Here is a 14,015-nt window from a genome sequence, read left to right as displayed (position 1 = left end):
CATCCCACATACAAAATGAACAGGGGCGCGATATTAGCACAGGGTTGAGGAAGGCTCTTGCACGGCTGCAACCGGATGCAATAGCCGCTTTCAGGGGCAACGCCGTACCAATGCCCACAAGCGCTCGCAGGCCTCGCGCAGCGCCAGGCCGTCCGTGTCGATATTGCCCTCGGGGGCCAGGGGAGCTTCATACGGGCTGTCGAGGCCAGTGAAATTCTTCAAGCGGCCGGCACGCGCTTCCCGATAAAGCCCCTTTGGATCCCGCTGGGCACAGACCTCAAAGGACGTGCTGACATAGATTTCCAGGAAGCTACCCTCGGGAAACAACTGGCGCGCCGCCTCACGGTCGGATCGAAAGGGTGAGATGGCCGCAACGATGACAATCAGCCCTGCGTCGACCATCAACCGCGCCACCTCGGCGATGCGTCGGATATTCTCATTGCGCGCTTCAGGCGTCATGCCCAGGTCGCTGCACAAACCCCGGCGCAGGTTGTCACCGTCAAGCAGGCAGGTGTGAAGCCCCTGCTCGTGCAGCCGCACTTCCAGCGCATTGGCCAGTGTCGACTTCCCCGCCCCGGAAAGCCCGGTCAGCCAGACGCATAGCGGTTGTTGGCGTTTGATCGCGGCCCTGGCCTCGGGGGAAACCGTCGAGGCATGAGGCGAATTCTGTTGATGTGTCGATACCTTTGACATCTTTTCCATGAATCAAGCATCTCCCAGCTCTGCCGGCTGCTCAAAAGTAAAGCACAGGCGGGCTCGGGCACGTCAACGAATCAGGAGCGGCTGGCCTGGCGATCATCCTGCAACGAGGTGTCCAAGTGCCGAACCCAGAAAAGCTCATGCCGCCGGACCGCCTTGCGAAAAAACTCGTCTTCTCCGGTGCGCGGCCAGCGGCGCCCGGCCAGCAGGCGCTGGATGGCGCGGCGCAAACGCCGCTTGAACGGAGGACGCCCCTGCAAGTCATGTTGCATGCCCAGGGCCATGGCCTTGTCCATACGGGTGGAAGCGTCCAGTGACGGACTCCACAACCCATCGGCCGGCAAGGGTTCGATGGCCGGCGGCAGCGCAATGCCATGGCCTGCCGGCCCCATCGGCCAGCGGTCGTTGTCGTGCAGATGATTGGCATAGAGCAGCAAGGTCCGCGGCCGCCAGGCACTGAGCTCGATCGCCTCCATCAGCGCTCGGGTGCTGGCGACATGATCGCTGTGCGGATCCAGCTCGGGATGCGGCGTCAACACCACCTCGGGCCGGTGATGTTCGAGCAGACGTGCCAGGTCGGCCACCAGGTTGCGCCACGTGGGCAAGCCATCACTGTCACCCGGCAGGCTCAAGGCATTGAACCTGCGGACCTGGCGGATATCGCTCTCGCCCGACTCCCGCGAGCCGAAGCCTTGGTCGGGTGCCTTCGCCATGGCATCCAACTGCAAGCAGTAATAACCCAGCTGCACGCATTGCTGTTGCGCCACGCCTCCCCATAACGGCACGGCCAGGCTGTCCCAACTGCGCAAGCGCCCCTTGAGACGAGCGGCCTCGGCGGGGTCCAGGCCCATGTCGCGATAGCGCTCGGCTTCGATTTCCCCTTGGGTCAGCGTCACGATAGCCACATCGCTGGCACGGCTGTACAGCCCGAATGCAGCCAGTTCGGCGTCATCGGCATGGGGGGCGACGATGAGCAGGCGCTGCTGGCCGAAATCCGGATTGCTCAGCACATGCAACGTAGCCTGCGGGGCAATGCTGCAAAAACGCCCGCGCAATGCCAGGGTGCCATCCGCGAGTGCCGAACCTTGTCCGGACAGGTTGAGAAAACGCTCGCCGAAAACGCCCCGTTCGAGATCCTGGCGATCATCTCCAATCCAGACTTGGGGGTCGAGGAAGCGTCCCAGCCAATGGTTTTTTACCCGTACCTGCAAGATCAGCGTCTGCCCGGCGTCGAATTCACCCGTGAGTTGCAGCCTCCCCCCCGTCAAACTGACGGGAAACCGAGGCGTACCTGGCGGGAAGTCATAGCGATAATCGTCCCCCGGAGCATAGAACAGATGATCGGAGAACCAGGCTTCGTGGGCAACCCAGCCCAGCAGGAGAAATACCGGCAACGACCACCACGAAACCGTAAAGCCGAGCACCAGCGCCGCCAGCAGCACGCCAGCGAGTACCAGGCGCTTGCGTTGACGATGGCGTTTGAGCAGTTGCTGCTTGCGTGCGCTCACGGTTCTCTTCTCTCTCTCATGGGCTGCGTGTGCTCCCTCAAACCTGATAGACCGGAACCCGGTTGCACCAGCGATCCTTGTATTCGCGATCGGCGCGGCCGAACGAGTAGCGCAGCGGCTTGCCCGCTGCCCGGGCGAGTTCCCACTCGGCCTGGGTGTTGACAAAGCTGAGCACGCTGCCCGGACTGAAGTCGCGGCTCTGCGGATCAACCCCGCCATTGATATATTCCAGGCTGAACCAGCCGGGCGCCTCGACCCGATACAGAATCTGGATCGCCACCGGTTCGTCATTCAGATAAATCAGCGACCCGGTCATGAATTCGCGCATCAGGCTGAACACCTCGGCCAGATGCGTCTTGCCCGGCACTTCGAAATTCCAGCGACGCTGGAACAGGTCGGCATACACTGCGGCCTGTTCGCCGGGGGTCAGTTCGAGCATGGGCCGGATACTGCCCCCCGCGTCTTCCAGCAGCCGCTGTTCGCGGCGCTGGTTGTAGCGGAACTTCTTGCTGTAGTCCTCTGGCTCACGCGCCAGCGCCAGGCCTTCCGGTTGCTCGACGAGGCCAGTGACGTGCGGAGCATTGAGTTCGGACACATACCGCACGCGGTGCCGCAGGCGAACCTGGGCGCCTTGGCTGACCGGCAGGATGACCTCGGCATTGCCCAGGTCGAGCATGCCACGCTTGCCCTCACGCTTGAGCACATCCTTGGCTAGCGCCACATGCCGCCCCCAGGTGGGCATGGCGGCGTGCAGTTGGCCATCGACGAGCCATCCCAGGTAGCGCACCGGAATACCCACCAGCCCGGCCAGGCGCTCGCCCACATCGGGGTGTGGCGCCACGCTGCCGCCGAACTGATGCCAGGCTTGGGCATAAGTCGCTGCGTCTATCGGGGTCCACCCGCTTTCTCGCCAGGCCCGCCAGTAACTCAGGATCAAACGAAGGACTCCTTCGCCGGCTCGTCGGCGCCCTCGACGAAATCCTTATCGAGCAGGCGTGCATAGAAGCCATTCAGCGCCAACAGCTCGGCGGGGGTGCCACGCTCGACGATACGCCCCTTGTCCATCAGCAGGATCAGGTCGGCTTTTTCGATCGTCGACAACCGGTGGGCAATGACGAGCGTGGTGCGTCCTTTCATCACCTGGTCCAGGGCGGCCTGGATGTGGCGCTCGGACTCCGTGTCCAGGGCCGATGTCGCCTCATCGAGGATCAACAGCGGAGCGTTCTTGAGCAACGCCCTGGCAATCGCCAGGCGCTGGCGCTGGCCCCCGGAAAGCAGCACGCCGTTCTCGCCCACCAGCGTGTCGTAGCCCTGCGGCATTTGCTCGATGAACTCGGCGGCGTAGGCATCTTCGGCCGCCCTGCGGACATCTTCGAACGGTGCACCGGCGAGATCGCCATAGGCAATGTTGTTCGTCACGCTGTCGTTGAACAGCGTGACCTGCTGGTTCACCAAGGCAATGTGTCGACGCAGGTTGTTCAGCCGGTATTGCTCGACATCCACGCCATCGAGCAGTATCTGCCCCTTGTCGTGGTGATAGAAACGCGGGATGAGGTTGGCAAGGGTCGACTTGCCGCTGCCCGAGCGCCCTACCAGGGCGATCATCTGGCCCTCTTCGGCGGTAAAGGAGATATCGTCGAGCACGAGTTTTTCCGTGCCCGGGTACTGGAAGCTCAGGTTGCGCACTTCCAGCCGACCATTGACCCGGGCCATCTCCTGGGTCCCCGTATCGACTTCAGGCTCTTCGTCGAGTTGCTCGAAAATGCTCTCCGCCGCGGCAAGCCCTTTCTGGATCGTGGCGCTGACTTCCGACAACTGGCGGATAGGCTTGGGTAGCAAGCCGGCGGCGGTGATATAGGCCACCAGCTCACCTGCCGAGGCATCGCCACGCAGGTAAAGCACCAGGTACATCAACACGGCCATGCCGATGTAGATCACCAGTTGCAGCATCGGCGTGTAGATCGACTGGGTGCGCGTCATGCCCAGGCTGCGGTTCATGTTATCGGCACTGGCCTTGTGGAACCGTTCGATCTCATAGCTTTCGCCGCCGAAGCTGCGCACCACGCGGTAACCCTGGATGGTTTCCGACGCCACATGGGTCACATCGCCCATCGCCACTTGGATTTTCTTGCTTTGCTTGCGGAATTTCTTGCTCGCGCTGCTCACCAGCAGGGCAATGACCGGCAGGATCGCCAGCAACACCAGGGTCATTTTCCAGTTGCTGTAGAGCAGGTAGCCAAACAGGAACACCACGGTCAACCCCTCCCGGATGACGACCTTGATGGCATCGGTGGCGGCGCCGGTGACCATGGTCACGTTGTAGGTAATGCGGGAAATCAGGTGACCGGAGTTGTGGTTGTCGAAGTAGCGGTTGGGCAAGGTCAGCAGGTTGTCGAACAACGCGCAACGCAAGTCATGGACCACACCCCGGGCGACCTTGGCCAGGTAGTAGTTGCCCAGGAAAGAACCGATACCCTGGTAGACCGCGATCAGCACGATCAGCAGCGGCACCCCCAGTACCAGCGATACCCCCATGAACTGGGTGTCATTGGGCTTTTGCAGTGCGTCGAGAAAATGCTTGAGCATGTCCGCCAGCATCGGCTGGCTGGATGCGAACAACACGAAGCCAACGATACTGACGGCGAAAGCGCCCCAATACGGGAGTACGTACTTTAGCAATCGCACGTAAATCTTCATGCTCGATTGCTGGTCGGAATTGGCCATTCGGTGCGCCTCGCACGTTTGAAAAGACAGACAAGCTGCGGATTGTAACAGCGAACCAATTGCAACATTGGCCCAGCCAGGACGAAGGAGTGGGAGTGCCGTCAGGAGGGCTCCTCACGGCACGGCCGCATGATCAGGAGGCAGGAACACTCCCATTGGAAACCTTGATGCCGGGGTTACCCCGAGCCGCCAATACTATGCTCAGCGCAATGGGCAGCCAAGTAATCAGCCAGTCCGCGTTGGGCTTGAGCCATAGGCCAATGCCATCTGTCAGTAATGACACGCCGGAGAAGACCCACAGTATCAGCAGCACCTGACCCAGCGGTTGCGCACGCGAAATCCAACCACGCCAGCCCGCAGCCAGCCATAGCAAGCCATACAACATCAGGCCAGGCACACCGAGGCGTACACCGGTATCCAGGAAAAGGTTATGGGGATGCTTGAATGGCCGCCGGATTTCGGCGACAGGAATGAGATATTCATGGAAACCCAGCCCTGTTGCCCAATGCTCCAACATCAATCGAATGCCAGCACCCCATAGCTCTGGACGGTAGGACACACCACGCTGCAGAAAGATTTCCGGCGCGAATACGGCGATCAATGCGATCCCGGCAATCACCGGAGCGATCAATGCCGCGGCCAGTCGCGACGGTCGCGCCACGCCCGCCATCAACAGACCGGCCAGCAGGCCGATCCATACACCACGGGTCTGGTTGAAGCCCAAAAATACCGCGTACCCCAAGGCAGGAATGATCAGAAGCATCATCACCCAAGGGCTGAAACGTTTGGTCTGCAACATGAATGTGCCGATGATCGCAAGGGCTCCCACCGCATGCGCGGCAGGGATGGCGGTGTCCCACAAACCGATCGCAAGTACTCGCGCGCTGAAAGGCCGGGCGCTGAACGGGTAGAAATAGACCCAAGAGGCCAAAGCAAAAACACCGCCCACGATCGATGCATACAGCAACATCGACTCGAACCGCCATGCACGGTTCTGTGCCGCCAGCAATATGCCAGACAGCGTCAGTGTCACATAGATCGTGACCTTGACCTTGCCAAGGACGTTCTCTCCTCCCTCGATCCAAAGCACCAGCAACGTCCAGGCCATGAACAATGCGTAGAACACGCACTCGGGCTGCTTGAGCAACAACCGAAAATCCCGACGGAACAACGCCAGCAAGGCAGGCAGCCACAGCAGGAAAATCAACAACTGGTGATAAAGCTTGTTTTCCGGCAGTACCCAAGCACCACATAGAAGAACCAGAAAGCCAATGGACGCCCATGCCACCAGGACGTCCTGGTCGATAAGTCTTTTTATAGTGTTCAACATTCAGGTTCTGCTCAGAATCCGATCGGCGACCCGTTGCAATTGAGCCTGATCGGCATTTTTCCAGCTGCCCTTGATGCAGTAGCTCTCGGAAAGATAATGAAGGAAGTTGCGCCTCAAGCGCTCATCGAGCGGCCATTGCGGGAATCCACGGGCCAACGCCATGACCTGGTCGGCATTATCAGCATGCATCACCAGCCCTTCCACATTGAAAAAGGCTTGGCCAAGCGTGAGCACGGGCTTGCCCAGCAGCAGGCTTTCCAGCCCCACGGTCGAATTGACCGTGATCACGAACTGACTGGCCTCGATCAACTGTTGCGTGGCATTGCCGTTGGCGAAGAGCAGGCGTTCATGGGTGCGCTCGTGCAGCTCGGGGTAGGTCTCGCGGCTGGACGGGTGCTCCTTGAACACCACAGTCATGCCCGTCTCCTCGGCGAGTCGCTCGCCTAAGGCAAACATATCGCGCATGTTCCTGATCCAGGGGGAAAACAGGCGGACCTGACTGTCGCGATCATCCTGGAACGGAATGAAGACGAACTGCGCGGGCAGCATGATCGGGGCCGGTCCGGCACTGCGTGGCGCACGAGGAATCAGCACCGGCGCAGCTTGGCTTTCCGGCACTGGATGCGGGTAATCGAGGTAGAAACTTGCGTCGCGCGGAACCGCGTTCAGGTAGTTCACGCCGCGCGGATCCACCGTAGTGGTGTCGGGCAACAGGCCGTTTTCGAAGAAGAAGGTCTTGCAACCGGCCGGCGCCAGTGCCGCCAGCAACCGGCAGTAACGATGGGCGCCGTTCCAGAACGCCAACGCATCGGGGCGCTCCCGGTCAAGCAAGGCCTGGGCGCGCAGCGCCATCCACAGGAGTTCGAGGCGTAGCAACAGGCGATACAGCGTGCCATTGTTTTTTTTCTTGACCCGACGCTCCTCGCATTTCTCTTCGATCAGGCTCGACCAATCGATGCGCGAAACAATCCTGGAGATTCGCAGAGACCTTGGCCAGGGCATGTGTTGAGGAGAAACGACTTTACCTTGCAGCTCGGTTTCGTTGAGCAAGCGATTGAAATAAAGACCCTGGTGCTTGGCCAGGGAAATGAACAGCGTTTTCGTCATGGAATATCCAGAAAGACGGCGCCAGGCGAGCCGTGAACAAGGCGAACGCCCCGGTGAAAATTGACGCGACTATACCACAGCGGTTTTTGCCGCCTGCACACTGCGCTAACATACCCGGCTGCCCCTCCCATCGGGCCAAGCCTTGGAGCCTTGATGCAAACGCTTGATCCTACTGTTTACCTCGACCTGCGCGAAGGTGCCGATGTCCTCGAAGCCGATCGCCAAGGGGATAAAGTGCTGCGCCTGGCCGATGGCTCGATACTCAAGCTGTTCCGGCGCAAGCGTCTGCTGACCTCCGCGCTATGGTCGCCGTATGCCAGGCGCTTTGCCGACAACTGCCAGGCCTTGCACGAGCGCGGCATTGAGTGTCCGCGGGTTCGCCAGGTCTTTCGCATTCCCTCCATCGAGCGTGACGCGGTCCATTACGACCCGCTGCCTGGTCGCACCCTTCGTCAATTGCTGGACGGGGATGCCCCTGCCGACCTTCAGGCACGACTCGGTGAGTTCATGGCTGGCCTCCACCAGAAGGGCATCTATTTTCGCTCCGCGCACCTGGGCAACGTCGTGCTGACACCTGAAGACACGCTGGGGCTGATCGACGTCGCCGACCTGAGGGCCTATGGCAAGCCGCTGCGCAAAGGGCTGCGCCTGCGCAACTTCAAACACATGTTGCGCTACCGCCAGGATCGCGAATGGCTGCTCAGGAACAATCGGTTCCTGGAGCACTACCTCAGCCATCAGCAGACCTGCAACGAACGGGAGCTGAGGCTCGCGCTCGGTACCTGAATCGCCAGTCAGCCGGCGGCAGGCAGCCTGGATAATTCGAAGTCCTGCGCGGGATCCCTGTCGCGCAACAAGTCATCGACCAGCTCGACGGTCTTTGCCAACCCCTTGGAACCGTGTACCAAGTGATAATCGGCGAAGCCGCGGGCCTTGACCACGCAATCCGTATAATCGCGCTCTAGCGCCTGCAACTGCTGGGAAAAAGCCTGCTCGTCGCGCACTTGCGGCCCGAAGAACAACGCGTGGGAAAAAATATCCACATCGTTGCCAGCATTCACATGTATCACCGGCCGGCCTGCCAGCCCCGCCTCGATGCCGGCATTGGACATGATATTGACGACTACGCTGGCCTGGGCAAGTGCCTGTGCCAGCGAGCAGTCGATATCCAGCAGCTCAACGTTGGCGAATCGCGTCGCCGCGTCGATCCAGAATTGCGCCTTGCTGCGCGGGTGGCGCTTGAACAGCAGGCGATAATGCGGATTGCGCCCGGCCCAATCGCGCAGCAGCCGATAGCTATCCTCATAACCGGACTCTTTTTCTCGATCAGGCCCTACCCCCAAGACCAACAATGTCTTGATGCAGGGATCAGCGACAGGCAGGTCATAGCTTTCGTCGACAAGGTAGGAACCGACCAGCACCACTGTCGACTCACCGAACCGCAGTCGACGCTCTTGCAAGGCTTCCAGCGAACTGCGCCCGAAAACGCCGTAATAATCGTAGTCGTTCATACCCAGCCGGCGGGATGACTCCAACGTCGTGGCATGGGCCAGGTGCAGCAACCGGGCACCCTGCGCAGCCAACGCCAGGCGCAGGAACGGCGCATGGAGGCTGCCATTGCGTTCGTTGATCAATACTTTGGGTCGGTAGGTCTCCACCAGCCATTGAGCGTGGGCGGCATAGACCAGGTAACGCAGGGGTACGGCCTGTGGCGGCGCCACGAGCATACGCTGGGCGCACGCGTCGGCAGGAGAGCGCAGCGCGGCCTCCGTCAGTTGATGGCCGCGCTTGCGCAGGGCATCGATCAGCACGTTCTTGCGCTGCAGTGCCATGGACTTCGGTGCCGAATGCAACAGCAGCACTTGGCAGGGTGCCGCGCCTGTCGAACGCTTCAGGCACGCCTTGGCGCGCAGTCCAGTCGCGACATCCACCAGCACATCACGAGCCAGTCGCAACAGACTGCCAAGGCGACCGTGACGCTCGCGCAGCACTTTCCAGCGATAGCGGTCCAGTTCATGCGCCTTTCGGGCCCAGCTTCCGTCGGCCTGGAACCTATTGTCGTCAGACCTCGAGGCGCTCACTTGAACAACAACCGGATGGCCTTGCGCGTGTAGGACCAGCGCGTGATAGACCGAAGATCGGTACGAATGGCCTGGGCATAAAAAACCTTGGCATTGGCATAGTCGCCGGCACTGTAGCAATCGCGGAACAACGACAGGCATCGCTGGGCCATGAAGGCTTGGCGCAGGTCCTGCAGTTCCTGCGGCATGCGTGCCGGGGAAAACACTTCGTCCACCATGCCCACGCCCGCCGCCAGGCTCTGCCTGAGGTCATGGCGCATGCTGTCGCCATGCTTGTGGATCAGCGCCAGCGGCTGTGGGAGTACGGTGCACGGAAAACGCGCCAGCACCTGGGCAAACACCGGGATATCTTCGACGTTGCGCAGATGCTCTGGGTAGTTGCCCGGCCCGAATACTTCGCGATGCATTGCACAGGCACCGTTGGACAGCGTCACCGTCTTGTCCAGCAGATAACCCCGAACACGCCCACGCGGTGTGGTCGGTAGTGGCTTTACTTCATGCTCGACACGACGTCCGTCCGCAAACACCGACCAGTGGCCGCCGATGACCAGGCGAGTCTCGGGATGACTGGTTATATGCTGGGTCACCGCGGCAAGGGCACCGGGTGCCATCTCATCATCGGCGTCGAGGAAGATCAGGTATTGCCCCCGAGCCTCCTCAATCCCGCGGTTTCGGACCGATGACAGACCGCCGTTGGGCTTGCGCAAGGCTCGGAAGCCCCCGGCATGTTCGGCCTGCAATTGCTCCAGGACCTGGGGCGTTGCATCGGTGGAACCATCGTCGATCACCAACAACTCAGCCTGGGCTTGGCTCAACTGCGCAATGACTGAATTCACCGCGCGAGGCAAGGTCTCGGCGTAGTTGTAGGCCGGAATGATGACACTGACCAGCACTTCAGTCATAAGCGTCCACACCGTCCTTGACCACCAGAATGTCTTCCATGATCAGGTACTGCAGGTCGGAACCGAAGAACATGTTCAGCGCGTCGGTCGGCGAGCAGATCATCGGCTCGCCACGACGGTTGAGCGAGGTGTTCAGCGACACGCCATTGCCAGTCAGGACTTCCAGGGCCTTCATCATGTCGTAGTAGCGCGGGTTGTATTCGCGCTTGAGCACCTGGGCCCGGGAGGTGCCGTCTTCATGGACGACTTCCGGCACGCGGGTTTTCCATTCCTCGGCCACTTCGAAGGTGAAGGTCATGAACGGTGCCGGATGGTCGACCTTGATCATCTGCGGTGCAACGGTGTCGAGCATCGACGGGCAGAAAGGCCTCCAGCGCTCGCGAAACTTGATCTGTTCGTTGATGCGATCGGCCACGCCACTGGCGCTTGGGCACCCGATGATCGAGCGACCGCCCAAGGCACGCGGGCCAAACTCCATGCGGCCCTGGAACCAGGCCACGGGGTTGCCGTCGACCATGATCTTGGCGATGCGCTCTGGGGTGTTGTCGATTTTGCGCCACTCAGGCTTGCTCGGATGACGGGCGCACGCGGCGATCACATCTTCGTTGCTGTAGGCGGGGCCGAGGTAGACGTGTTCCATCTTCTCCACCGGCACGCCACGGGCGTGGGACACATAAGCCGCCGCCCCCACTGCCGTGCCGGCGTCGCCGGAAGCCGGTTGCACGAACAGCTCCTTGACGTCGTCACGGGCGATGATCTTCTGGTTCAGCTTGACGTTCAGCGCACAGCCACCGGCGAAGGCCAGCTTGCCGGTTTCCTTGAGCACGTCACCCAGGTAGTGGTCGATCATTTGCAGTGCGAGCTTCTCGAACAGCGCCTGCATGCTCGCCGCATAGTGGATGTACGGTTCGTCGGCGATGTCGCCTTCACGTTTCGGACCGAGCCACTCGATCAGTTTCGGCGAGAAGTAGAAGCCCTTGCCCTTCTCTTTATAACGGCGCAGGCCGATTACGTTGGCGTAGTCGGTGTTGATCACCAATTCGCCGTTTTCGAACGAGGCCAGGCGCGAGAAATCGTACTTGCTGGCATCGCCGTAGGGCGCCATGCCCATGACCTTGAATTCGCCATCGAGCATTTCAAAACCGAGGAACTCGGTGATCGCGCCGTACAGGCCACCCAGGGAGTCCGGGTCGAAGCATTCCTTGATCTTGTGGATCTTGCCGTTTTCGCCATAGCCGAAGAAGGTCGTGGCGTACTCACCCTTGCCGTCGATGCCCAGGATCGCGGTTTTTTCCTGGAAACCCGAGCAGTGGTAGGCGCTGGAAGCGTGGGCCAGGTGGTGCTCGACCGGTTCGATCTTGATCTTTTTCGGATCGAAGCCCAGTTGTTCCAGGCACCAGACAATCTTGCGGCGATAACGCTTGTAGCGACGGTTGCCCATCAGGATCGCGTCGAGGGCGCGGTCCGGGGCGTACCAGTAACGCTTGGCGTAGTGCCAGCGCGCTTCGCCGAACAGGCTGATCGGGGCGAAGGGGATCGCCACCACATCAACGTCGGAAGGCTTGATGCCGGCCTGCTCCAGGCAGAACTTCGCCGACTCGTAGGGCATGCGGTTCTTTGCATGTTTATCGCGTACGAAGCGCTCTTCCTCGGCCGCCGCGATCAGCTTGCCGTCAATGTACAGCGCTGCGGAAGGATCATGGCTAAGGGCGCCGGACAGGCCAAGAATCGTCAATGCCACAGGGTCTAGCCTCTTATGTCTGCATACGGGCGACAAGCGCCGCAAAAAATGGATGTGCCGCGCATCAGGGGTGCGGGGCAGCTAAAGGGCGGGATTATAGCGTAAAAGCGGCCTTAAGCCTCTAGCGGTGAGTGGGGCCTGCGAGGCGTTGCCAATAGACCAATGGAAAACCTGCCCACCGGATAGGCGGCTCGCTGCGATGATGTTATTTAAAAAGCCATTTATGGGCATTCATAGTCATGGTGGCCGAGACCAGTAGTCATGACATGGATTGCTTCATAACCATCGGCGGTGGGCAATCTCACGGTCATACGCCACACATCCGCAGCCCCCACATTCCACGCATGAAGTTTTTCATTACTTTGTAAGGCTGGTACTGAGTGGTTGATGATCCGCGCAAACCGTACGACGTAAAAAACGCGAAGATGTCCGATACAGCAAAAGCACAGCTCTTAAAAAGGGAGCCATACGGCTCCCTCTTCCAAGAATACAGCGAAGAGAAAAGCTTTATGGGAAAGGCTTCTTAAATGCGCAAGCCTCGACCGATCCGTCTTCAAAAGTCACCTCGCCATACAACCTGCTAAATGTTCTATCGTCTGCTTTCAAAATAAACTTTGCAGTATCAACCGTAAACCACACGGTTGAGCCTTCTGAAGGGACATCGTAATGGAACCCAGCGTCATGTATCGCGCCGCCCCCCAATTTCGATGCGAGATTAAAGGAGTCCAATCGACCCTCCATCTTTCCTGAACCTGAGTCTGCCGAAGTGATAATCAGGTCTCGATAAACGCCCGCTATAGCCTGCTCACTATTTCGCCGGCATATAAGTGCTTGCTCCTGTGACATATGAATTTCCTCAGTAAATTCTTCACCCTGTCAATTCAATATTGACAGTCACCCAAAGATAAAAAAAACAATTAAAAATCAAACTGTCAAGACTGACAGTTTTTTATTGTTTTTTGTTATCAACCACATCACCAAAAATCATAAAGCGCTCTTTTTGCCCTCTAAACTAAGCCGCTGTGCTGCGGAACAGTGCTGCGCTAACTCGCCGGCGTCTTGTCACTTCGCAGCGCCAGAAGTCTGACCTAACACAGTAGGCTGCTCACGACAGCTGAATATATAGGTCATGGATCGCTTACGTTTGATCGACCCAAATACCGGCAGCGCAACATTATCGAATGCATGAGCGGTTGCTGAAAGAAAGCCACCGCATCGTCACACGTCTCGACAAGCTCGAGAAAAGCACGCAGCCATGGTCTCACTGGCTTGTTCCATGCGTTGTCTGGGACATCTCTTTACGTACAGAGCCTAAAAAATCACATCAATAGCGCAACTGATTATTAAAAACTGTCGTAGTTGACAGGCCCCAATGGAAGCAACGCCATCTAACATCTCATTGCAAACAGAATTTATGGATGTTTGCACTAAACAGCAAAACTTTGGAGAGAAACAACATGAGAACGTTATTGCTCACGACTGCGGCGGTTAGCTTTCTATGCTTCAACATGAGTGCGCACGCACTTAATGAAACTTGCTACTATCCTACACACAACCCTAACACTGGCCAGATGGAAGACGGGGCACAAAAACCTATCCACATCGATATCCAGCGTCCAGACAGCGGAAAAATGTCGGAATCTGCGACTTACAATGCCAGCGGGTCGAGAACTCCTAGCGGGCAAATTGGATATGAATGGAAAGAGGGAACGGGGGGATTACAATACACATCATTTTCGGATGCAATTATAACGGTCACTCCTATACCCAAAAATCCAGGCGAAGGAGGTGGCCGTAACGTTTTCACTAAACTAACAATTCATGATCCTGTTTGCGGCTTTTCCCAATCGACCGAATTCAACGTAAATTTTTATGAATAACACGAGAATATCGGTATAAAAAATAGATATATTAAAGCCTCGC

Annotated in this window: 11 protein-coding genes; 2 read left to right on the top strand and 9 right to left on the bottom strand. The window is 58.9% G+C overall.

The genetic code is table 11. The features are described from left to right. Positions 1-90: 90 nt before the first annotated feature. The 6 genes from cysC to HGO40_RS09650 all read right to left on the bottom strand — a co-directional run bounded on the left by cysC (position 91) and on the right by HGO40_RS09650 (position 7,368). Positions 91-693 carry an adenylyl-sulfate kinase gene (gene cysC, locus HGO40_RS09675; RefSeq protein WP_502943246.1) on the bottom strand — a complete coding sequence of 201 codons (603 nt, stop codon included), beginning with the start codon at positions 691-693 and terminating at the stop codon, positions 91-93. Positions 694-773: 80 nt separating this feature from the next. Beyond that, entirely contained in the window at positions 774-2,207 is a 1,434-nt protein-coding gene (locus HGO40_RS09670) for a PIG-L deacetylase family protein (protein WP_250962806.1), read from the bottom strand. A 37-nt stretch (positions 2,208-2,244) separates the two neighbouring features. Beyond that, a complete protein-coding gene (locus HGO40_RS09665; protein WP_250962845.1) occupies positions 2,245-3,141 on the bottom strand; it encodes a GNAT family N-acetyltransferase in 897 nt (298 codons plus the stop codon). Further along, positions 3,141-4,931 (bottom strand): lipid A export permease/ATP-binding protein MsbA, encoded by a 1,791-nt coding sequence (gene msbA, locus HGO40_RS09660; protein ID WP_250962805.1) that lies wholly within the window; start codon positions 4,929-4,931, stop codon positions 3,141-3,143. The genes HGO40_RS09665 and msbA overlap by 1 nt, the downstream gene beginning before the upstream one ends. 133 nt (positions 4,932-5,064) lie before the next feature. Further along, positions 5,065-6,111, bottom strand: coding sequence for an O-antigen ligase family protein (locus tag HGO40_RS09655; protein WP_250962804.1), 1,047 nt, complete (start codon positions 6,109-6,111; stop codon positions 5,065-5,067). Positions 6,112-6,261: 150 nt separating this feature from the next. Further along, positions 6,262-7,368 carry a capsular polysaccharide export protein, LipB/KpsS family gene (locus HGO40_RS09650; RefSeq protein WP_250962803.1) on the bottom strand — a complete coding sequence of 369 codons (1,107 nt, stop codon included), beginning with the start codon at positions 7,366-7,368 and terminating at the stop codon, positions 6,262-6,264. 153 nt (positions 7,369-7,521) lie between these two features. Between HGO40_RS09650 and HGO40_RS09645 the strand changes: the two genes are divergently transcribed. Beyond that, positions 7,522-8,154 (top strand): BUD32 family EKC/KEOPS complex subunit, encoded by a 633-nt coding sequence (locus HGO40_RS09645; RefSeq protein WP_250962802.1) that lies wholly within the window; start codon positions 7,522-7,524, stop codon positions 8,152-8,154. A gap of 8 nt (positions 8,155-8,162) precedes the next feature. Here HGO40_RS09645 and HGO40_RS09640 read toward each other — a convergent pair whose 3' ends face one another. The 3 genes from HGO40_RS09640 to HGO40_RS09630 are packed head-to-tail and all read right to left on the bottom strand — an operon-like array spanning position 8,163 to position 12,092. Further along, positions 8,163-9,449, bottom strand: coding sequence for a CDP-glycerol glycerophosphotransferase family protein (locus tag HGO40_RS09640; RefSeq protein WP_250962801.1), 1,287 nt, complete (start codon positions 9,447-9,449; stop codon positions 8,163-8,165). Continuing rightward, positions 9,446-10,351 carry a glycosyltransferase family 2 protein gene (locus tag HGO40_RS09635; RefSeq protein WP_250962800.1) on the bottom strand — a complete coding sequence of 302 codons (906 nt, stop codon included), beginning with the start codon at positions 10,349-10,351 and terminating at the stop codon, positions 9,446-9,448. The genes HGO40_RS09640 and HGO40_RS09635 overlap by 4 nt, the downstream gene beginning before the upstream one ends. Beyond that, entirely contained in the window at positions 10,344-12,092 is a 1,749-nt protein-coding gene (locus HGO40_RS09630; protein WP_250962799.1) for a carbamoyltransferase family protein, read from the bottom strand. The genes HGO40_RS09635 and HGO40_RS09630 overlap by 8 nt, the downstream gene beginning before the upstream one ends. 1,457 nt (positions 12,093-13,549) lie before the next feature. Here HGO40_RS09630 and HGO40_RS09625 point away from each other — a divergent pair. Further along, complete coding sequence (locus HGO40_RS09625) at positions 13,550-13,972, top strand: hypothetical protein (RefSeq protein ID WP_250962798.1); 423 nt, start codon at positions 13,550-13,552, stop codon at positions 13,970-13,972. Positions 13,973-14,015: the final 43 nt, after the last annotated feature.

The organism is Pseudomonas sp. CG7 (assembly GCF_023701885.1).
GTDB lineage: Bacteria > Pseudomonadota > Gammaproteobacteria > Pseudomonadales > Pseudomonadaceae > Aquipseudomonas > Aquipseudomonas zanjanensis.
The sequence above is the reverse complement of the archived record's forward strand: the minus strand, read 5'-3'. Positions and strand labels throughout refer to the sequence as shown.